The 20,439-nt window shown below is 65.0% G+C and carries 23 protein-coding genes; 7 read left to right on the forward strand and 16 right to left on the reverse strand.

Features of this window, described 5'->3' with window-relative positions; genetic code table 11:
- From BT115_RS07430 to BT115_RS07440, 3 genes are read left to right on the forward strand one after another with little or no spacing between them, the layout of a single operon-like run.
- Window positions 1-840: a CheR family methyltransferase gene (locus BT115_RS07430; protein WP_072321826.1), complete on the forward strand. Its 840-nt coding sequence runs from the start codon at window positions 1-3 to the stop codon at window positions 838-840.
- On the forward strand, window positions 837-1,406 hold the full coding sequence (locus tag BT115_RS07435; RefSeq protein WP_072321827.1) for a chemotaxis protein CheB: 570 nt from the start codon (window positions 837-839) through the stop codon (window positions 1,404-1,406). The genes BT115_RS07430 and BT115_RS07435 overlap by 4 nt, the downstream gene beginning before the upstream one ends.
- Complete coding sequence (locus BT115_RS07440) at window positions 1,403-2,392, forward strand: diguanylate cyclase domain-containing protein (RefSeq protein WP_072321828.1); 990 nt, start codon at window positions 1,403-1,405, stop codon at window positions 2,390-2,392. The genes BT115_RS07435 and BT115_RS07440 overlap by 4 nt, the downstream gene beginning before the upstream one ends.
- Before the next feature lie 12 nt (window positions 2,393-2,404).
- Here BT115_RS07440 and BT115_RS07445 read toward each other — a convergent pair whose 3' ends face one another.
- A complete protein-coding gene (locus tag BT115_RS07445; RefSeq protein WP_072321829.1) occupies window positions 2,405-3,280 on the reverse strand; it encodes a LysR substrate-binding domain-containing protein in 876 nt (291 codons plus the stop codon).
- A 92-nt stretch (window positions 3,281-3,372) separates the two neighbouring features.
- On the opposite strand from BT115_RS07445, the gene BT115_RS07450 reads away from it, so the two are divergent.
- Window positions 3,373-4,386 (forward strand): YeiH family protein, encoded by a 1,014-nt coding sequence (locus BT115_RS07450; RefSeq protein ID WP_072321830.1) that lies wholly within the window; start codon window positions 3,373-3,375, stop codon window positions 4,384-4,386.
- Here the strand turns inward: BT115_RS07450 and BT115_RS07455 are convergent.
- Genes BT115_RS07455 through BT115_RS07470 form a run of 4 tightly spaced genes read right to left on the reverse strand, consistent with a single transcriptional unit; the run spans window position 4,346 to window position 8,423 of the window.
- Window positions 4,346-5,248 (reverse strand): arginase family protein, encoded by a 903-nt coding sequence (locus tag BT115_RS07455; RefSeq protein ID WP_072321831.1) that lies wholly within the window; start codon window positions 5,246-5,248, stop codon window positions 4,346-4,348. The two genes, BT115_RS07450 and BT115_RS07455, sit on opposite strands and share 41 nt — an antisense overlap.
- On the reverse strand, window positions 5,226-6,290 hold the full coding sequence (locus tag BT115_RS07460; protein ID WP_072321832.1) for a GNAT family N-acetyltransferase: 1,065 nt from the start codon (window positions 6,288-6,290) through the stop codon (window positions 5,226-5,228). The genes BT115_RS07455 and BT115_RS07460 overlap by 23 nt, the downstream gene beginning before the upstream one ends.
- Window positions 6,291-6,306: 16 nt before the next feature.
- Window positions 6,307-7,710, reverse strand: a complete 1,404-nt coding sequence (locus BT115_RS07465) for an aspartate aminotransferase family protein (protein ID WP_072321833.1) — start codon at window positions 7,708-7,710, stop codon at window positions 6,307-6,309.
- Entirely contained in the window at window positions 7,707-8,423 is a 717-nt protein-coding gene (locus BT115_RS07470; RefSeq protein WP_255369365.1) for an MtnX-like HAD-IB family phosphatase, read from the reverse strand. The genes BT115_RS07465 and BT115_RS07470 overlap by 4 nt, the downstream gene beginning before the upstream one ends.
- A 133-nt stretch (window positions 8,424-8,556) precedes the next feature.
- On the opposite strand from BT115_RS07470, the gene BT115_RS07475 reads away from it, so the two are divergent.
- Entirely contained in the window at window positions 8,557-9,327 is a 771-nt protein-coding gene (locus tag BT115_RS07475; RefSeq protein ID WP_072322302.1) for a MipA/OmpV family protein, read from the forward strand.
- 22 nt (window positions 9,328-9,349) lie between these two features.
- On the opposite strand, the gene BT115_RS07480 is transcribed toward BT115_RS07475, so the two are convergent.
- From BT115_RS07480 to BT115_RS07515, 8 genes are all read right to left on the reverse strand, one after another.
- Entirely contained in the window at window positions 9,350-9,664 is a 315-nt protein-coding gene (locus BT115_RS07480; protein WP_072321835.1) for a non-heme iron oxygenase ferredoxin subunit, read from the reverse strand.
- On the reverse strand, window positions 9,661-10,191 hold the full coding sequence (locus BT115_RS07485) for a GNAT family N-acetyltransferase (RefSeq protein WP_072321836.1): 531 nt from the start codon (window positions 10,189-10,191) through the stop codon (window positions 9,661-9,663). The genes BT115_RS07480 and BT115_RS07485 overlap by 4 nt, the downstream gene beginning before the upstream one ends.
- 63 nt (window positions 10,192-10,254) lie before the next feature.
- Entirely contained in the window at window positions 10,255-11,502 is a 1,248-nt protein-coding gene (locus tag BT115_RS07490; protein WP_072321837.1) for an aminotransferase class V-fold PLP-dependent enzyme, read from the reverse strand.
- 16 nt (window positions 11,503-11,518) lie between these two features.
- Window positions 11,519-12,841: a Fe-S cluster assembly protein SufD gene (gene sufD / locus BT115_RS07495; RefSeq protein ID WP_083527343.1), complete on the reverse strand. Its 1,323-nt coding sequence runs from the start codon at window positions 12,839-12,841 to the stop codon at window positions 11,519-11,521.
- Window positions 12,838-13,623 (reverse strand): Fe-S cluster assembly ATPase SufC, encoded by a 786-nt coding sequence (sufC, locus tag BT115_RS07500; protein ID WP_072322303.1) that lies wholly within the window; start codon window positions 13,621-13,623, stop codon window positions 12,838-12,840. Before sufC ends, sufD begins: the two co-directional genes overlap by 4 nt.
- Before the next feature lie 18 nt (window positions 13,624-13,641).
- Complete coding sequence (locus BT115_RS07505) at window positions 13,642-14,049, reverse strand: ACT domain-containing protein (RefSeq protein ID WP_072321838.1); 408 nt, start codon at window positions 14,047-14,049, stop codon at window positions 13,642-13,644.
- Window positions 14,050-14,051: 2 nt separating this feature from the next.
- Complete coding sequence (gene sufB / locus BT115_RS07510) at window positions 14,052-15,512, reverse strand: Fe-S cluster assembly protein SufB (RefSeq protein WP_072322305.1); 1,461 nt, start codon at window positions 15,510-15,512, stop codon at window positions 14,052-14,054.
- Between the two features lie 14 nt (window positions 15,513-15,526).
- Window positions 15,527-15,979 (reverse strand): SUF system Fe-S cluster assembly regulator, encoded by a 453-nt coding sequence (locus BT115_RS07515; protein WP_072321839.1) that lies wholly within the window; start codon window positions 15,977-15,979, stop codon window positions 15,527-15,529.
- 224 nt (window positions 15,980-16,203) lie between these two features.
- Between BT115_RS07515 and BT115_RS07520 the strand changes: the two genes are divergently transcribed.
- A complete protein-coding gene (locus BT115_RS07520) occupies window positions 16,204-16,542 on the forward strand; it encodes a P-II family nitrogen regulator (RefSeq protein WP_072321840.1) in 339 nt (112 codons plus the stop codon).
- Window positions 16,532-17,854: an ammonium transporter gene (locus BT115_RS07525; protein ID WP_072321841.1), complete on the forward strand. Its 1,323-nt coding sequence runs from the start codon at window positions 16,532-16,534 to the stop codon at window positions 17,852-17,854. The genes BT115_RS07520 and BT115_RS07525 overlap by 11 nt, the downstream gene beginning before the upstream one ends.
- 59 nt (window positions 17,855-17,913) lie before the next feature.
- Here the strand turns inward: BT115_RS07525 and BT115_RS07530 are convergent, their stop codons facing one another.
- The 3 genes from BT115_RS07530 to BT115_RS07540 are packed head-to-tail and all read right to left on the reverse strand — an operon-like array spanning window position 17,914 to window position 20,420.
- Window positions 17,914-18,402, reverse strand: a complete 489-nt coding sequence (locus tag BT115_RS07530) for a RidA family protein (RefSeq protein ID WP_072322306.1) — start codon at window positions 18,400-18,402, stop codon at window positions 17,914-17,916.
- A 9-nt stretch (window positions 18,403-18,411) separates the two neighbouring features.
- Entirely contained in the window at window positions 18,412-18,822 is a 411-nt protein-coding gene (locus BT115_RS07535; RefSeq protein ID WP_072321842.1) for a c-type cytochrome, read from the reverse strand.
- On the reverse strand, window positions 18,819-20,420 hold the full coding sequence (locus BT115_RS07540; RefSeq protein ID WP_072321843.1) for a flavin monoamine oxidase family protein: 1,602 nt from the start codon (window positions 20,418-20,420) through the stop codon (window positions 18,819-18,821). Before BT115_RS07540 ends, BT115_RS07535 begins: the two co-directional genes overlap by 4 nt.
- Between the last annotated feature and the right edge of the window lie 19 nt (window positions 20,421-20,439).

Here is a 20,439-nt window from a genome sequence, read left to right on the forward strand (position 1 = left end):
ATGGACGTCGAGGACATCGAGATCCGGCTATTCATCCAGGCGATGCAGTTGCGCCACGGCCATGACTTCAGCGGCTACGCACCCGCATCGCTGAAGCGACGCGTGCTGGAACTCGTGCGCATGCACGCCACCGGCACCATCAGTGAATTGAATCGACGCGTGCTGCACGACGAGGGTTTCGTCGGCAGGGTGATCGAAGGGCTGTCCGTGCCCGTCTCGGAGATGTTCCGCGACCCGTTCGTGTTCAAGACCTTGCGCGAGACGATACTCCCCGTACTCGCCTCGCACCCGCAGATCAACGTCTGGCAGGCCGGTTGCGCGCAGGGACAGGAAGTCTATTCGCTGGCGATCCTGCTCGAAGAGGAAGGGCTCTACGAACGCACGCGGATCTACGCGACCGACTTCAACGACGCCGCACTGGCGGCGGCCGGCGAAGGCATCTACGCCACGCGCGACGCACGCGACTGGTCGCGTAACTACCTCGAAGCCGGTGGCAAACGCTCCTTCAGCGATTACTACAGCGCCCGCTACGATTTCATCAAACTCGACCAGCGGCTACGGCGCAACGTCACCTTCTTCAACCACAACCTCGTCACCGACGTCGTGTTCTGCGAGGCGCATCTCATCCTCTGCCGCAATGTGCTGATCTACTTCGGCAATGCCTTGCAGGACCGAACACTCGGGCTGTTTCGCGACAGCCTCGTCCGTGGTGGCTTCCTCTGCCTCGGAACACGCGAGAACATCGACTTCTCGCCGCTGGCGGCCGATTTCCAGGAAGTGGACTCGGCGGCACGCATCTACCGTGTCGGTAATCAGGGCACACGGCCATCGGTGCGATGAGCCGCCATGCCGCGATCGTCATGGGATGCAGTGCCGGCGGCCTGACCGCCCTGCAGCGCGTACTGCCGGGCCTCGATGCACGCCTGCCGGTTCCCGTCGTGATCTGTTGCCACACCGGATCGCCGAACGTGTCCTTGCTGGTGGAATTGCTGGCACATGCATCGTCACTTCCCGTCGTCGAAGCGCAGGAACGTTCGATGGCGGCGCCCGGCGTGGTTCACGTCGCACCCACCGGCTATCATCTGCTGGTCGAAGCGGACCTGCACTTTTCTCTCAGCGTCGATCCGAAGGTCACCTATGCGCGACCATCGATCGACGTCTTGTTCGAAGCGGCGGCGGACGCATGGCGCGAGACGCTGATCGCCGTGTTGATGACCGGGGCGAATTCCGACGGCGCAAACGGGTTGCTCGCGGTTCGCCGAGCGGGCGGCTACGCGATCGTACAAGACCCGGACGAGGCGGAATCGGATGTCATGCCACGAGCGGGACTGGCGGCAGCGGGCGCGGACGCTTGCTTGCCACTCGATGACATTGCCACGAGATTGAACGCACTGTGCCTGCCATGACTTCGAACCGTCCCAAGATCCTCGTCGTCGACGATACGCCTGCGAATCTGGTGGCAATGCGTCGCCTGCTTGCGCGTGCGGACGCCGATGTCTTCGAGGCCGCCAGCGGCAACGAAGCGCTGGCACTGTGTCTGGATCACCAGTTCGCGCTGGTTCTGCTCGACGTCAACATGCCTGAGATGGACGGCTTCGAGGTGGCGAAGCTGATTTCCGAAAGCGATCATCTGAGCGAGACGCCCATCATCTTCGTCACGGCCGCGTACGCTGACGACGTCAACCGGATCAAGGGCTATACCTCGGGCGCGGTCGATTACATCGCCAAGCCGATCAACGACGTGATCCTGCAGTCGAAGGTCCGGGTTTTCCTCGAACTGTACCGGGCGCGCGCGTTGCTTCAACAGGCGCTCGACGAGCTGTCGCTGCGCAACGAGCAACTCAGCGCCGAGGTCGCCGAACGTACGCGCATGGAGGAGCTGGTTCGCCATCAAGCCACGCACGATGCGCTCACGGGCATACCCAACCGCGTGCTGTTCCGCGATCGCCTGGAAACGGCTATCGCCCTTGCCGAGGAACGGGATGCGCCGTTCGCCCTCGCCTATATCGACATCGACGGCTTCAAGGGCGTCAACGACAACGAAGGCCATGCTGCCGGCGACGCGCTGCTCAAGGTGATCGCTGCGCGTATCGGCGGCCGCACGCGGGCGTCCGATACCGTGGCCCGACTGGGCGGCGACGAGTTCGCCGTGCTGCTGCACGACGCCCCGGACGCCTCGACCGCCCTTGCCCGCTGCCAGACGCTCTGCGACGCCATCGCGCAGCCGTACACGCTGGACGTGGGTGACCGCCGTGTGCCGGCGCAGGTCGGTGCAAGCATCGGTGTGACGCTCTATCGTGCCGGTGCCGCTTACGACGATATCGTCGCCGCAGCCGACGAAGCGATGTACACCGCCAAGCGCAGCGGAAAGAACCGCTGCGTGCTCGGCTGACGGCGGCGTCGATCAGACGCTTGCCAGGAAGGCGTCCAGCACCGGACCGCGATAGCGCTGCCGGTGCAGCAGTACCGACAGGGTGCGCTTGAGGTCGAGAAACGGCGTCGGCAGCACCGCGATTCGCCCTGCCTGCACCGCGTCGCCGACGGCAACTTCGGGCACGCAGGCAATGCCCAGACCCGCGATCACCGCCTGCTTGATCGCTTCGGATTGATCCAGTTCAAGCACCGTGCGTCCTTCGGGCAACGCCGCGAGCGCGCGCTCGCTCAGGGCGCGCGTTGCCGAACCGCGCTCGCGCAAGACCCAGTGCTGACCGGCGAAGTCCTCTCGCCGCAGACGTTTCTTGGCAGTCAGCGGGTGGCCGGGCCGAGCGCACACCACCAGCCGATCCTCCCGCCAAGGCCTCACCTCCAGCGAAGGATGCGTCACGGGGCCCTCGACGCAACCGACGTCGAAGTCGTGATCGAGCACACCCTGTGCGATCCGTGCGGTGTTCGCCACGCCCAGCCGCAGCGAGACGGCCGGATGCGCCGAAGCGAATGGCCCCAGGAGGTCGCCCACGAGGTAATTGCCGATCGTATTGCTGGCGCCCACCCCGATCTCGCCACTCAGTTCCGCCGCGGTGCCGCGCGCGCGCCGGCCGAATTCCGCCTGCCGTTCCAGCAGTTCCCGCGCCAGAGGCAGCAGGTCGCGTCCGCGGTCGTTGAGTCGGAGCCGTCCGCGCTCACGGGCGAACAGGGGAAAACCGATCTGCCGTTCGAGTTCGGCCAGCGCCATGCTGGCGGCCGGTTGACTGAGGAACAGCCGCTCGCTCGCGGCTCGCACGCTGCCGGTGGTCGCGACGGCGACGAAGACCTCGAGCTGTCGGGGGCTAGGCGATTGCATAACCAATGCTTATGGGATGGATAAGGTATTTTCAATATACTTTAAGCCAACCCAGCGCCGACAATGCGTCCACTTCTTCAAGGATCGCCGCCGTGTCCGCCGCTTCCCTCCCCGCTGCCTCGCCTTCCCGCCTTCCGGGAATCCTGCTTGCCTTTGCCGTCGCCGCCGTGGCCTTCGGCCTCGGTCGCATGCTGCCGCTGGTCGGCGGCGCGGTCTTCGGCATCGTGCTCGGCATCGTGCTGCGCCAGGTCGTACCGCTCGATGCCCGCTTCCAGCCGGGCATTCGCTTCGCCTCCAAGCAGGTGCTGCAGTGGTCGATCATCGCGCTGGGATTCGGCCTGAGCATCACGCAAGTGGCGCGCACGGGACTCGAGTCCCTCTCGGTCACGCTCGCTACGGTGACGGCCGCCGGCCTGGCGGCTTGGGGTCTGGGCCGACTGCTGCGCGTGCATGACGCACTGAAACTGCTGATTGGCATCGGCACGGCGATTTGCGGTGGCTCGGCCATCGCCGCCGTCGTGCCCATCCTCAAGCCCGACGAGCACGACACGGCCTTCGCCATCTCCACGATTTTCCTGTTCAACCTCGTGGCCGTGCTGACCTTTCCCGCGCTGGGGCACTGGATGGGCCTTTCCAATCTCGGCTTCGGCTTGTGGGCCGGCACGGCCATCAACGATACGTCGTCCGTGGTGGCTGCCGGCTACGCTTATAGCCACGCCGCGGGCGACTACGCCACGATCGTGAAGCTCACCCGCGCCACGCTGATCATCCCCATCTGTCTCGTAATCGCGCTCGTCGTGGCGTGGAAGCACAAGCGCAGCGGCGCCACGGATTTCAGCCTGGCACGCATCTTTCCGTGGTTCATCCTGTGGTTTCTGGTGGCCTCGGCCATCCGCACGGCCGGCGTGATTCCTGCCGCGGCCTTGCCCGTGATCCACTTCGTTGCCGAGTGCCTGATCATCGTGGCGCTGACCGCCATCGGTCTGTCTGCCGACCTGCGCCGCATGGCATCCACCGGTCCGCGACCGATCCTGCTTGGGCTGGGCGTATGGGCTGCGGTGGCGCTTACCAGCCTGCTGGTACAGCACCTGATCGGGCGCTGGTGAGATTTGCCTCGATCAGCGCAAGCAGGCGCAGGTTCAGTGCATGCTGCTGCGCCTGCCAGGTCGCAAGCAGCGCGGCATCGGGTTCCACCTGACCATCCATCGCGCTCAATCGGCGTTTCCACCAGGTGCGATAGCGGTAGCGGGAAATGTCACCGGTCACGTCGCTGCCAACGATACGACCACGCAGCGATGTGACGATCGCGGCACCGCCGGCCTCGCTGAGGGTGCCCTGGTCCCAGTTGGTCATCGCCACGTCGGGCGCGTAGGCGTCCTTGTCGATCGACAGGTACACCGGGCGGGATCCGCCCCCCTGCCCGCTCACGAAGGCATCGACCATGGCATCGGCCGAAGGAAATGTACGGAACGCCGCGCCGAGACCGAGGCGCTGTGCCCAGCCGACATCCACACCGTTGGACCAGTAGGTGAGCTTGCCGGCGCGCAGCGGACCGAGGTAGTTCTCCCACGCGTGGCCGCGGCCGATGTCGCCCGAGGTGATACCGATGACGTGCACTTGCGCCACCTGCGGCAGCATCGCCACGCGGCGTACCCACGAACCGCAATGCACGCCGAAGGGAAAGCGCATGTTGTCGGGATGATTGTCGAGCACCACCACCTCGAAGCGCTCGCCGACGTCCACGCGTTCGACAAGCGGCCAGGTGAGATGGTGGAAATCGCCACTGCCAAGAAACGCCGTGCCGTGCTTGCGCGGCAGCGCCTCGTCAAGCGTCCGTTGAAGTCGACGCATGCGACCGAGCGAACAACCGAAGCGGATCGACTCCTCCCACTCGCGCAGCACGAGTACCGTGGCGTCAGGCAGGCGTCCGACCGAGCCGTCGAGATCAAGAACGACTGGCGACCGCATCCGGCGTTCCCCATTGGCTGTCAGATTCAAAATGATGCGCGAAGCGCCTGAGCACCGCGCGAAGCAGCGGGTTGCGTACGAACACCGCGTGTCGCGTCAGGTGGAACTTGGCACCGAGCGAGGCCTTGACCTCCGGATCGGTCCATCCCGCGACATAGAATTGGAGCCCACGTTCCAAGGCGTATTCCAGATTGACGAACCAACTCACGAAGTAGAGATCGAGTTCCCGCGCCATCGGGTAGGCAAACCCGACGTACTTGTCGAGCAGGTTTCCGCCATGTTCGTAGCAGAGATTCCAGCCGATCAGTGTGCCTTCCGCTCGGTAGCTGAACACGATGCCGCCGGGTTGCCGCAACACGGCCGCGAAGAACTCGCGCGTGGGCTTGTCGAACTGCATCTCACCCTGTGCGTGAACGTTCTCGAACAGTGCGTAATACATATCGACAACGGCATCGCTGGCGAAAGCCGCCCCCGTCTCCAGGCGCTGGATATCGAGGCGTTCGCGCGAACGCAGCTTGCGCCGGAGGTTCTTCCGTCGCGACGCAGACAGCCGTGAAAGATAGTCGTCGATCGAAATGAAGTCGATCGGCACATAGGCCAATGCCTGGCCTTCCACGATGAGGTAGCCGGCATCACGCGCGGCATCGAGAAAGCGCGCTGTCCACGACCGGTCGGCCGGCGTGGTGAGCGGCGAGTCCAGAGCGAGATCCTTCACGATCAGCAACGGATACTCGCGACCGAACATGCGCGCCCACGCCGTGGGCACGGTCGCCGGATCGCTCGATGCCGAGAACAGTGCGTATTCCGAGATGGTCGTACCGGCGAAGCAGATTCGCGGCGTAAGCAGGCGGCGAAGCCAACGCTGCAGCGGCAGCGACGCGACGCGCTTGCGCAGGTCGGCGTCGGCGGTGGTCAACAGATCGAACGGCGCCACGAATAGTGGCGCGCCATCCGCCGCACGAACGGGGACGAAGTCGTGCGGCGGATGGCGCTCGAACTGCTCGAGCAGCGTGTCCGGCTCGAGCTGGTTGACGAAGGCCACCGGTAGCTGCCGGAGATTAGCCGCGCTTGGCCAGCGTGATGAGCTGGTCGAGCAACGCGATGGCGAGGTCGATTTCCTCGTGGCTGATGTCGAGCGACGGGGCAAACGTGATCACGTTCTTGTACCAGCCGCCCACATCGAGTACGAGACCGATCTTCTTGCCGTCGTGCACCAGGCCTCCAGCCAGGCCGATGTCGACCATGCGGTCGAGCAGCGCCTTGTTCGGCGTAAAGCCATCGTCGGTGCAGATTTCGGCACGCAGGGCGAGGCCCAGGCCGTCCACATCGCCGATTTCCTTGTGACGCTTCTGCAGGTCGCGCAGGCCGTCGAGGAAGTGCTTGCCCTTCTCCGCGACCTTGGTGGCGTAGTCCAGCTCGTAGCCCATCTTGATCACTTCCAGGCCCAGCGCCGTACCGAGCGGGTTGGAATTGAACGTGGAATGCGTGGAGCCGGGCGGGAAGATCGACGGGTTGATCAGTTCCTCGCGGGCCCAGATACCGGACAGCGGATTGAGGCCGTTGGTCAGGGCCTTGCCGAAGACGATCACGTCCGGCTGCACGCCGAAATGCTCGATCGACCACAGCTTGCCCGTGCGCCAGAAGCCCATCTGGATTTCATCGACGACCATCAGGATGCCGTACTTGTCGAGCACCTTCTTCAAGTCGATGAAGAAGTTCTTCGGCGGTACGACGTAGCCACCCGTGCCCTGGATGGGCTCCACGTAGAAGGCCGCGTATTCCGCCTCATTGACCTTGGGATCCCACACGCCGTTGTATTCGGTTTCGAACAGTCGCTCGAACTGACGCACGCAGGCGTCCGAGTATTCCTCGGGCGTCATGCCCTTCGGGCGACGGAACGGATACGGGAACGGGATGAACATCGCGCGCTCGCCGAAGTGGCCGAAGCGGCGGCGGTACCGGTAGCTGGAGGTGATGGCCGAAGCGCCGAGCGTACGGCCGTGGTAGCCGCCTTCGAACGCGAACATGAGGCTTTTGCCGCCGCGCGCATTGCGCACGAGCTTCAGGGAGTCCTCGACCGCCTGCGCGCCGCCGACGTTGAAATGCACGCGACCGTCCAGACCGAACTTCTGCTTGGCGTCTACGGCGATCGTCTTGGCGAGTTCGATCTTGCCCTGGTGCAGGTACTGGCTGGCTACCTGCGGCAGCAGGTCGATCTGCGACTTGAGCGTGTCGTTGAGGCGCTTATTGCCGTAGCCGAAGTTGACGGCCGAGTACCACATCTGCAGATCGAGGAACGGGATGTTTTCGCTGTCGTAGATGTAGCTGCCTTCCGCGTGACGGAAGATCTTGGGCGGGTCCACGTAATGCACCGTGTCACCGAAGGAGCAGTACTTCGCCTCGTCGGCGAGCAGGGTCGCGTCGTCGATGACGAGCTGCGGATTCTTGGCGAGGATGTTCATGCGAGGGTTTCCTGGTGAATCGGCGCGGGAACAGGCAGGACGGTGCGCGGCGGGAGCCGGCCGTCGAGGAGGTCGGGAAGCAGGGCCAGGGCTTCGTCGAAGCTGGCGATCGGCGCGTACGGAATACCGGCGGCGCGGCAATGCTCGATAAGGCGGTTCTTGGCGAAGACGAAGTCCACGCGGTCGGCGGCGCAGAAGTCCGAGGCACCGTCGCCGATCAGCAGCGTCTTGCCACCGCGCTGGCGTGCAGCGTCGACACGCGCGCACTTGCAGGTACCGCTGCGGCAACCGGGCACCGAGAACGGCGATGTCAGTTCCCAGCGGCGGGCAGCGGACTGGCGCAGGTGATTGGCCGATGCCGGCAAGCCATCGATACCGTGATTGGCGAGGATCGCGTGGATGGCGTGATCGAGTCCGTCGCTCACGATTTCCATCGGGATGGCATGCTCGATGGTGGCGCGCACGAACGCAGCAAAGCCGTGGTCGATGCGCAGCCCGCCCAGGTGTTCCTGGAGTTCGTCGTGGCTCATGTCGAGCAGCGCCACCTGTCCCGCCATGCACACGGCAGAACCGATGAGGCCCGCACGCCAATCGCGTTCGAGCACTTCCCAGCCGGGACGGCCGAAGCGATCGAGCAGGGAGTCGATCACGTCCTCCACGGCGATCGTGCCGTCGAAGTCGCAGAGAATGTTCCAGGAGGGAGAGCTGAGCACGAGGGATGCGCCATTGGCCATTTCGATGCGGAGGCTAAAGGGGTATCCTTTCCGAGCCCTTTCCCACGCAGAAAGCCATTCGTAAGGCGCTTGTGCCACCGTTTGGCTGATGATCCGCACCGGCTCTCCGCGCATGCGTCTTACTCGCGTCTCCCTCGTTCTCCCGCTACTGCTCCTGACGATCACCGCTGCGCGGGCGGCTGACGACAGTGCGCCAAGCTATGCCTTTGGCGCCGGTGTCCAGCGCATGCCGTCCTGGATGGGCGCCAAAGACCAGCGCAACCAGGCGATCCCATACGTGGATATCGAGCTTCCCGGCGTCGGGGAGCTTTCCACCGCAGACGGGCTGACCCTCGATGTCATCGACGGGGAGCACTGGCACGGCGGAATCTATGGCAACTGGCTCTGGGGCCGCACACACAACGATCTCGGCACACTGGGCGGCAAGGTGGCCTCGCTGTCGCCGCGTTTCCAGGGTGGCGGCTATCTCGAATATGCCTTCAACAAGCGCTTCAGCGTCGGCGGCCACCTGGCCCACGACACCGACGGCGCGGGCGCATACGCCGCGCTGTACGCCGATTACACGCTGCCGAACATCTGGTACATCGAGCATTCGCTTGAAGTGCAGGTGGAGGGGATGAACGGCCCAGCCATGCGCCGCTTTTTCGGCGTCACGTCCACCGAGGCCGCCGCGCTTGGCACCTCGTCGTGGCGTCCGGGAGCCGGCTGGCAGGCAGCCCACATCGAATACGACGCCTTCGTGCCCACGTCGCAACACACCGGCTTCGCCCTATCCGTCTCGTACGGAAAGCTGTTCGGCAATGCGTCGGACAGCCCGCTCGTGCGCCACTTCGGCTCGACGCGCCAGGTCACCGAGACGCTGGCGTTCGTCTACCACTTCTAGTCGAGACGCTCGCGCTTGCCGCTCAGCGGTCGTCGCGCGTCCAGATGAGGCCGTCGGCTTCACGCACGGGAAAGGTCGTCACTGGCTCGTAGGCCGGAGGGCAGGTCACCGCGCCGGTACGCAGGTCGAAACGCGCGCCGTGACGCACGCATTCCACCTCGAAGCCCTCGACCGGACCGCCAGCCAGTTCGCCGCCGTCGTGCGTGCAGACGTCCTCGATGGCGTAGAGGTCGCCGTCGATGTTGTAGACCGCAATGGCCGTATCGCCATCCCAGACCACGCGAAATTCGCCCGGAAGCAGCTCACCACGTGTACCGACACGCACCCAGCCGTTCATGCCAGCGCCTTCGTGAGGTATTCGAAACGGAGATCGTCGCGCTGCGGCAGGCCGAAGTGTTCGTCGCCATAAGGGAATGGCTTGGTGATGCCCGTGCGGCCATAACCGCGGCGTTCGTACCAGGCGATCAATTCGGCACGAATGTCGATCACGGTCATTTCCACGCGATCGCATCGCCATTCGTCCCGCGCGACGCGTTCCACCTCGGCCAGCACGAGGCGACCGATGCCCGAGCCCTGCAGAGGCGGATGCACTGAGAACATGCCGAAATAACACGCACTGCCCTGCTTCTCGATGTAGCAAGACGCGACCACGCTGCCGTTCCGTTCAAGGAGCAAGAAACGCGCATCCGCGTTCGCCATCAGCTCCTCGATTTCCGTGGTGTCGGTGCGTCGGCCATGCAGAAAATCGGCCTCGGTGGTCCAGCCGACCCGGCTCGCATCCCCGCGATAGGCGGATTCGACGAGCGCGGCAATGGTCGGGACGTCGGCCGGGGTGGCAAAGCGAAAGATGTCTGTGCTGATCATGCGGCCATGTTAGCGCCAGCCAGCCGGCGCGTGCATACCTCGCAGCGAGCCGCTGTACGCCAGTTACATCAGCAGCTTGCGGACGCGCCCGATGGCATCGACGAACCCGTCCACTTCGGCCTTCGTGTTGTAGAAGGCGAGCGAGGCACGCAACGTGGCAGGCACCCCGAAGAAGTGCATCAGCGGGTGAGCGCAGTGGTGACCCGAGCGAACGGCCACGCCTTGCAGATCGAGCAGGGTCGCCATGTCGTTGGCATGCGCGCCTTCCAGCAGGAACGAGATGACCGGCTCCTTTTCCTTCGCGCGCCCGAAGATCCGAATACCTGGCAGGTCTTCGAGAGCCGCCGTGGCGTACGCCAGGAGATCCTGCTCGTACGCCTTCAGGCGATCGAAGCCGACGCCTTCCAGATACTCGATGGCGGCGGCCACGCCGGCAAAACCGGCGATGTTCGGCGTGCCCGCCTCGAAGCGATGCGGGGGATCGGCGAACACCGTGCCTTCGAAGCGTACTTCGCGGATCATCTCGCCGCCGCCGAAAAAGGGCGGCATCGCCATCAGGTGCTCGCGCTTCGCCCACAGCGCGCCCGTACCCGTCGGGGCGAGCATCTTGTGCCCTGTGATGGCGTAGAAGTCGCAGCCCAGCGCCTGCACGTCGATGGGACGATGCGGCGCCGCCTGCGAGCCGTCGACCAGCAGCGGGATGCCACGCTTGCGGCATTCCCTGGCGATCTCGCGAATGGGATTCACCGTGCCGAGTACGTTCGACACGTGGGTGACGCAGGCGAGCTTGACCTCGGGGGTCAGCATCTCCACGAAACGCTCGACGATCAGTTCCCCGTTGGCATCGATGGGGGCCGCTTTCACCGTCGCGCCCGTGCGCTCCGCCACGAGCTGCCACGGCACGATGTTCGCGTGATGTTCCATGACCGTGGTGAGGATCGCATCCCCTGCCTTGAGGCGCGGCAACGCGTAGCTGTAGGCCACGAGATTGATCGACTGCGTGGTGCCGGAGGTGAGGATCACCTCGTCCCGCGACGGTGCGTGAATGAAGCGAGCGATCGCGTCGCGTGCGCCTTCGTAGGCCGCCGTGGCTTCTTCGCCCAACTGATGGACCGCACGCGCCACGTTGGCGTTGTGCTCTCGGTAGTGCCGGTCGACCGCCTCGATCACCGAGCGAGGCTTCTGCCCGGTGTTCGCGTTGTCGAAATAGATCAGCGGTTTGTCGTGCACCGTGCGCGCCAGCAACGGGAAGTCGGCGCGGATGCGCTCGACGTCCAGCGGCGGCAAGAGGGACTCGGGCTTGGCGTTCATGGCGTGGCTCCAGGCGTCAGTCGGCAGCGGGACCGGTCGGCAGATGCGCGACCAACCGCTCACCGAGATGCTCGCGCAGGACGGCGTTGGGCAAGGATTCGAGCGCGGCGCGGCAGAACGCCAGCGTCAGCAGGCTGCGCGCTTCGGCGGACGGAATGCCGCGCGAACGCAGATAGAACAGCGAACGTTCGTCGAGCTGACCGATGGTGGCGCCATGGGCGGCCTTCACCTCGTCCGCGTAGATTTCCAGTTCGGGCTTCGTATCGATCTCCGCCTGACCGGACAGGAGCAGATTCTTGTTGCTGAGCGAGGCGTCGGTACCGTCGGCGCCCTCGGCAACCACGATAGCCCCGCGGAAGACACCACGCGAGCGACCGTCGGCCACGCCGCGCCAGAGCGCATCGGAGGCCGTGTCGCGGGCCATGTGGCGCACCTCGAGTTGGGTGTCCACGTGCTGGCGACCGGACAGTGCGAACACACCGCGGGAATCGAAGCGCGAACGATCGCCTGTCAGTTCCGCCTGCAGTTCGTGCCGGACCAAGGCACCGCCCAGTTCGAGCGCATGCACCGTCGCTTCGGCACCGGCCTCCAGACGCACCTGGGAGCGGCGAACCAGCGTCGTAGCGGTGGAGGCATCCTGCAACGCCATGAGACCCAGCCTGCCACCTTCGCGCACGGTGACGTTCGTGACCACGGTGCCGAGTTGCGCGGCGTCGCCAGCGGTGGCGAAGTGCTCCACCACATCGAGGGCGGCGCGCTTGCCGATCTCGATCAGCAAGCGAACGTGCCAGGCGCTATCCGGCTGGACACCACTGGAAAGATGCACGATGTGCAGCGACCGGCTCGCGACCACGCCGTCCGTCACGCGGACGACCAGACCATCCGTCGCCAGGGCGGCATTGAGGTGGGCGAACGCATCGGCCGCACCATGGTGGTAGCGATGAGCGAGCGCGAAGCGCAGGGGCTCGGGCTGCTCCGTAAGTGCAACGGCGAGGGGAACGAGTTCGATGCCGTGCTCGTCGATCGAGGACAGATCGCCGCGGAACGCACCATCCACGAAGACCACGCGGGCGCCTTCCACGCCCGGCAAGGCGTAGCTCGACGGATCGACCGCGAGGCCGGCAGCCACCGTGCGATCGGCCAGCGCGAAGGCGCGCTGAGACAGCGCGCGCAACGGCGTGTATTTCCAAGCTTCGTTGCGCCCCTCGGGCAAGCCCGCCGCGGCAAAGGCTTCCAGATTTTCGCGACGCGCGGCGTCCAGCCAGGCGATGCCGCTGGCCGGCGTGGCGGAGGCGGCATCCAGGGCCGCCCGCACGAACGGGGACGGCACGGAGTTCATGCCGGCGCCCCCGTGAGGTCGGCCTTGCGCAGTTCGGGATGCGCGTCCGCAAGCCATGCGTAGCCCTGCTCTTCCAGCTTGAGCGCCAGGTGCCTGTCGCCACTCTCGACGATGCGTCCGCCGGCGAGCACGTGCACGAAGTCGGGCTGGATGTAGTCGAGCAGGCGCTGGTAATGCGTGACGAGCACGAACGAGCGCTCCGGCGAACGGAGCGCATTCACGCCTTCGGCCACCTGCTTGAGCGCATCGATGTCGAGGCCGGAATCGGTTTCGTCGAGGATGGCGAGCTTCGGTTCGAGCACAGCCATCTGGAAGATCTCGTTGCGCTTCTTCTCGCCGCCCGAGAAACCCTCGTTCACCGCGCGGTGCAGCAACTCGTCGGAGATCTGCATCACCTTGAGCTTCTCGCGCACGAGCTTCAGGAAGCGCATGGAATCCAGTTCGTCTTCACCACGGTACTTCCGCTGCGCGTTGAGCGCGGCACGCAGGAAGTAGGTGTTGTTTACCCCGGGAATTTCGACCGGGTACTGGAAAGCGAGGAACACACCGACCGCGGCGCGCTCTTCGGGCTCCAACGAGAGCAGGTCGCGACCCGCGAAGTCCACGGTACCGGCCGTGACCTCGTAACCCTCGCGGCCGGCCAGCACATTACCGAGCGTGGACTTGCCCGCCCCGTTCGGGCCCATGATGGCGTGCACCTCGCCCGGGTTCACCGTGAGCGAGAGGCCTTTGAGGATCTCCTTGCCTTCGACGCGGGCGTGGAGGTTGTCGATCTTGAGCATGTGCATGGCGCGGTCCAATCAGGGCGTGAGGTGCGAGAGCGCATCGAGGGCGTCGTCGCGGCGTTCCCAGGGCACGAAGAGGTGATCGTGCAGGAACGCGGATACGGGGTTGCAGGGAATGCCGCGCTTCGCGAGCGCAGCGGATACGGCGGCCATCATGCCCACCGCGGTGAGGCTGGACTGTACGCGCAGGGTGATGTGCGCCCAGAGCATCCGCTCGCCGCCCGACGCCTCGGGATCGGCGTCGACGATCAGCGTGCTGCCCTCGGCTTCGCGAAACATCATCAAGGCCTCGGGAAGCCGCTCGCGCGCCTTCTCGTGCGACACGTGCAGGAAGCGCTTCGGAATGGGGTCCACCTCGGGATCCAGCGCAGCGAGCAACGCGCGCAGATCGGTGACGCCCGGTGCAGAGCCGGCGATACCCATCGTCAGCCCACCGCGCCTTCGAGAGAGACCTCGAGCAGCTTCTTCGCTTCCACTGCGAACTCCATCGGCAGTTCGCGGAAGACCTGCTTGCAGAAGCCGTCGACGATCATCGAGACCGCGTCCTCCTCGCCGATGCCGCGCGAGAGGCAATAGAACAACTGGTCGTCCGAAATCTTGGAGGTGGTGGCCTCATGCTCCACGATGGCACCCGGATTCTTCACTTCCATGTACGGGAAGGTGTGAGCACCGCACTTCTTGCCGATCAACAGCGAGTCGCACTGCGTGTAGTTGCGTGCGCCATCCGCGCCCTTCTCGATCTTCACGAGGCCGCGGTAGCTGTTCGAACTGCGGCCGGCGCTGATGCCCTTGGCGACGATCTTGGACTTGGTGCCCTTGCCGATGTGGATCATCTTGGTGCCGGTGTCGGCCTGCTGACGATGATGCGTGAGCGCCACCGAATAGAACTCGCCCACCGAACGGTCGCCGCGCAACACGCAGCTCGGATATTTCCAGGTGATGGCCGATCCGGTTTCTACCTGGGTCCACGAGATCTTCGAGTCCGCGCCGCGACAGTCGCCGCGCTTGGTCACGAAGTTGTAGATGCCGCCGACGCCGTTCTCGTCGCCCGGGTACCAGTTCTGCACCGTGGAGTATTTGATCTGAGCACGCTCCAGGGCTACCAGTTCCACCACCGCGGCGTGCAACTGGTTCTCGTCGCGCATCGGCGCGGTGCAGCCCTCGAGGTAGGACACGTAGGCGTCGTCTTCGGCGACGATCAACGTGCGCTCGAACTGCCCGGTGTTCATGGCGTTGATGCGGAAATAGGTGGACAGTTCCATCGGGCAGCGCACGCCCTTGGGAATGAACACGAAGCTGCCATCGGAGAACACGGCCGAGTTAAGCGCAGCGAAATAGTTGTCGCCCGCGGGCACCACGCTGCCCAGGTACTGACGCACCAGATCGCCATGCTCGCGGATCGCTTCCGACATCGAGCAGAAGATCACGCCGGCTTCCGCCAGTTCCTTGCGGAAGGTGGTGCCGACCGAGACCGAATCGAACACCGCGTCCACAGCCACGCCCGCGAGGCGCGCGCGCTCATGCAGCGGTACGCCGAGCTTTTCGTACGTTTCCAGCAGCTTCGGATCGACCTCGTCGAGCGACTTCGGCCCGGCCTTCGGTGCCGAGTAGTAACTCACGGCTTGGTAATCGATCGGCGCGATCTCGAGCTTCGCCCAGTCCGGCTCCGGCATGGTGAGCCAATGCCGGTACGCGGCCAGACGCCACTCGGTCATCCATTCCGGCTCGCCCTTGATCGCGGACAGCTGGCGCACGGTGTCCTCATTGAGGCCCGGCGGCAGGGTCGTGGACTCGATGTCGGTGACGAAACCCGCCTCGTAGCGGCGGTTGAGGGCCGCTTCGACTTCGGCGTTGTCGTGCACCGGCGCTGCCACTTCGCGTGTCATGTTCTCGCTCTCGTTCATGCGTTTGCCTGTGCGGCGGAGGCCGCCTCGGTGGCCGGCGCCATCGGGCGCGCGGCCAGCATCTGTGCCAGGGTCATGGCGCGCAACACGCCGTCGATCGCCCCGGAAACGGATCGCCAGCTACCGCTGACGCCGCACTGGGACTGCCGTTCGCACTGGCCCTGGGCCATGCTGCATTCGGTGAGGCCGATCGGCCCTTCCATCGCTTCGACGATCTCGGCGAGGCTGATCGCCTCGGCCGGCCGCGCGAGCCGGTAGCCACCATTGACCCCGCGAAACGATTCCACCAGCCCCGCATGACCGAGCAGCTTCAGCAGCTTCGACACCGTGGGCAACTCGAGGCGCGCCTCCTCGGCGATCTGGGCAGTGCTCAGAACGTCGTTCGGGTGAGCGGCGATGCAGGTCATCACCACCGTCGCGTAATCGGTGAGTCGGCTGACACGGAGCATGGGGAAAGGGGAGTCGTCAATACCGGACCAAAATGGTACTGATTTTGACGCGTGGGCGCAACGGCGGGGCGTGCTGCGCATAGCCCTTGTACAGGGCAACGTGCACCAATATGGTGCGGCAATTCGCCAATGGCGAAGCGTTATGCCGCATCGCACAAGGGCCTAGGCGCTGGCACGCATCCTGCTCTACCCCTCGCAGGCCAACGATAGGGGACGCACGCTCCATGAAGTGGATCAACGCGATTATCAAGCCGTTTACGCTGGACGATGTCCGCGAGGCCCTGGCCGAAGTCGGCGTGCAGGGCATGACAGTGACCGAGGTGAAGGGGTTCGGCCGCCAGCACGGTCACACGGAGCTGTATCGGGGCGCGGAATACGTGGTCGATTTCCTGCCCAAGCTGAAGATCGAGATCGCCGTGACCGACGAGCAGGTCGAACGCGCTATCGAAGCGATCGGCACCGCCGCACGCACCGGCAAGATCGGCGATGGCAAGATCTTCGTGATCGATCTCGAACAGGCCATTCGCATTCGCACGCAGGAGGTGGACGCCGATGCGCTCTAAGACCATCGTCACCCTCGCCGCCTCTGCCCTGCTTCCCGGCCTGGCCTTCGCCCAGACCACCACCCCCGCAAAACTGGACAGCGGAGACACCGCCTGGATGCTGACGTCCAGCATGCTCGTGCTGTTGATGACGATCCCTGGCCTCGCCTTGTTCTACGGCGGCATGGTGCGGGCGAAGAACCTTCTGTCGGTGCTGATGCAGTGCTTTGCGATCACGGCGCTGGTCACGGTGCTGTGGGTCGTCTACGGCTATTCCATGGCGTTCGACGCGACCGGCATGGCCGCGGGTACGACGGGACTGCATTCGTTCGTCGGCGGACTCGGCCGCGCCATGCTGGCGGGGCTCGCGCCGGGGAGCCTCTACAACACGGTGCCGGAAGCGGTGTTCGTGATGTTCCAGATGACCTTCGCGATCATCACGCCTGCCCTCATCGTCGGTGCCATCGCCGAGCGCATGAAGTTCTCTGCCCTGCTCGTCTTCACGGCGCTGTGGTTCACCGTGGTCTACCTGCCGATGGCGCACATGGTCTGGGGCGGCCCGGGTTCGTTCCTCGGCGACCTCGGCGTGATCGACTTTGCCGGCGGCACGGTGGTGCACATCAACGCGGGCATCGCCGGCTTGGTGGGATGTCTGGTCATCGGCAAACGGCGCGGCTATCCCACGACGCCGATGCCGCCGCACAACCTCGGCTACACCCTCGTGGGTGCGAGCATGCTCTGGCTCGGCTGGTTCGGTTTCAACGCGGGCTCCGCGGTTGCTGCCAACGGCAGCGCCGGCATGGCGATGCTGGTGACGCAGATCGCCACCGCCGCCGCAGCGATCGGTTGGACGGCCGTCGAGTGGTTGACCCACCGTCGCCCGAGCGTCCTGGGCATCGCATCCGGTGCTGTGGCGGGCCTCGTGGCAATCACTCCCGCCGCGGGCACCTGCGGCCCGGGTGGCGCCCTGCTGATCGGCTTCGCCGCCGGCATCGTGTGCTTCTTCTGCGCAACGCGGCTCAAGCGCCGATTCGGCTATGACGATTCGCTCGACGTGTTCGGCGTGCATGCCGTCGCCGGCATCATCGGCGCGCTGCTCACCGGTCCGTTCGCCGCGCACGCGCTCGGTGGATTCGGCACGGTGACCGACCTGGGCCTGTCGCTATGGGTCCAGCTCAAGGGCGTGGCATTTACGGTGGTCTACAGCGGCGTGCTCAGCTACGCGATTTTCAAGGGCATCGCAGTGACCATGGGCCTGCGCGTGGACGAGGAACAGGAACAGGTGGGCCTGGACATCGCGTTGCACGAAGAGCGCGGCTACAACCTCTCCTGATCGCACCACGTTTCGCACGATGGCCCGGCCAACCGGCCGGGCCTGGCGACGCACAGCGATTACTTCGGGCGTACAGCGGTCACTTCGATCTCGACCAGAAACGCAGGCGATGCCAGAGCCGCCACCTGCATCGCGGAACGCGACGGCAGGTTCGGCTGCGTCGGCGTGCCGAAGAACTGCGTGTATCCCGCCATGAAGCCGGCGAAGTCCATCTTGCCGCCCTTCGCCGGATCGCCCACCAGGAACACCTGCATCTTCACCACGTCGCCCATCGACAGACCCATGTCCTTGAGCTGCTTCTCGATCGAGCGCAATACGCCGACCGTCTGCGTCTTCGTATCGCCGTAGGCCTGCGGGCTGTCCTTCGACGCACTGGTGTCCGCCACAGGCGGCACCACGCCGCTCAGAAAAACCAGCGTGCTGTCGGCGGGCACTTCGACGGCGGCCGAAATCGGGAAGGTGCTGTTGGGAATCTTGTGCCGGACCACGTCGCCGCCGAAAGCCGGCGCCGCGAGGGCGAACGAGAGGGACAACAAGGCGGCGTGCATACGCATGGATCAATGCTCCTCGGGATGGGGGGCGGGTCGGAACGCTTTCACGTCTTCCGCCGTCAGCGCGTCTTGGTAGGTATTGCCGAAATGGGTGCGGACGTAGTTCACCACGTCTGCCACCTGCGCGTCGCTGAGGAGCATACCGAACGGCGGCATACCGCCACGGCCGTTGATGACCATGGCCGCAGGATAGGCCGCGGAGGCCAGTTTGGGATTGCCGGCCAACGCGGGATATCTGCCCGCACCGACCGCGCCTTTCGCGTCGGGCATGTGGCAGCCCTGACATACGTGCGTGAAGATCTGCTCGCCAGTGACATGCGCGGCGTCCTTGCGGTCGATGAAGTCGGCATCCGTCGCCTGCGCCGATGCGGAACCGTAGACGAACAGCAAGGCCAGGGTAAGACGTACGGCGTTCATGCGCTGGCTCCCGTAGTCGCGCGCCGATGCAGCGCATCGATGGCCGAAAGCGACGAAAGAATCGCCCCCTCCTGCCACGCGGGAAGATAGGACGCATGTTCGCCCGCCAGCACGATGCGACCGTCCATCGAGCACAGGTTGGCGTAGTGCTTCTCGCGCAAGGCATCCGTCCACCAACCGAAGCAGCCCAGCGTGAACGGTGCACGATGCCAGGCGACGGCCATCCCGTTCTCGAAGGCTTCCGTGTACTGCGGATGGATCTGCGCACCGTATTCCACGGCCTTGCGAATCCGTGTGGCGGGATCGAGCGCGGTGAATTCGTACGCTTCGAGAAAGAACGTATACGAACCCAGTAACACGCCCTTCTTCGTACCGATGCCATGGCTGGGATAGCCAATGAAACCGATGGGCAGGTCGGTGGTGGTGATGCCACCGTAGATCGCCTCGTCCTCTTCCCAGAAACGGCGTTTGAACTGCAAGCCGATCTTCGAGGAGGCCATGTAAGGCACGGCCGAGATCGCCGCCAGCTTCGCATCGGATACCTGGACCGGGAGCTGACTCAGGATCGACAACGGAATCGTGCAGACGCACCAGTCCGCCGTGGCTTGGTGCGCCGTGCCGGGCGATGCCGTGTCTTCATAGGTCACGGTCACGCCGCGATCGTCCTGCGCAATGGCTGTGACCTTCGCGCCGTAACGAATCACGCCGCCGCCAATCTCGCGCACGAATGCCTTGCCGATCGCATCCATGCCACCGACGGGTTGCAATAGCGTGGTCTGATATTCGTAAAGCTCGCTCATGCCCAGCGCCTTCCACAGGCGCGCGTTGAGCATGTCGGAGACGCCGATGGGCTGCGAGAACGTCGGCTTGCCATCAGGACCGCCGCCCGGTGGCTTTGCGTAACCGCGGTGCTCATTGCTCTCGCGGCCGGCCACGTAGCGAAACTGGTGATCCAGGCCGCCGAAGTCGCGCAGGGCTTCGAGCAGGATCTCGCTATCCTCCTTGCTCACCGCATCGTCCAGGCCACCTTTCCCCGCCACCTTCGCCAGCAGCTCGGCGATGCCACCGTGGAAATCCGCCTGCACTTCGCGAAGGCGTTGCGGCTTGCCACCGAACGCATTCGTTCCATGCGCATAGGCGTTGTAGTTCACCTGCACGAAGGGTTCGAGGGTGACGCCGAACTGGCGACAGTAATCGAGCACGCCATGGTGGTGATACGGAATGCGCCACGGGCCGGGATTGAAATACTGCCCTTCGTCGTAGCGGCACTCCTGGCGGTGGCCGCCAAGCTCGGTGTAGACGTCGCCGCCGCGCAGCGTCCAGTTACGGCCGCCAGCGCGATTGTTGTACTCGAGCACCTGCACGCGATAGCCCGCCTTGCGCAGCTCGTACGCCGCGACGAGGCCCGCCAGCCCGGCCCCGAGCACGAGCACGCTGCCGCGACCGGACCCTTGCAACGGAGCGGGACGCTTGTACGTCGAAGGGCTGGCGAAACCGAGGCCGGCCATCGCCTGGTACATCACGGCGCCACCACCGGCGAGGCCGATCATGCGCAGGAGGTCGCGCCGCGTGATGGGCGCCGTATCCTCGTGTTTCATCGACCCATTCCCCCGATGC

It is taken from the genome of Luteibacter sp. UNCMF366Tsu5.1, assembly GCF_900119235.1.
GTDB lineage: Bacteria > Pseudomonadota > Gammaproteobacteria > Xanthomonadales > Rhodanobacteraceae > Luteibacter > Luteibacter flocculans.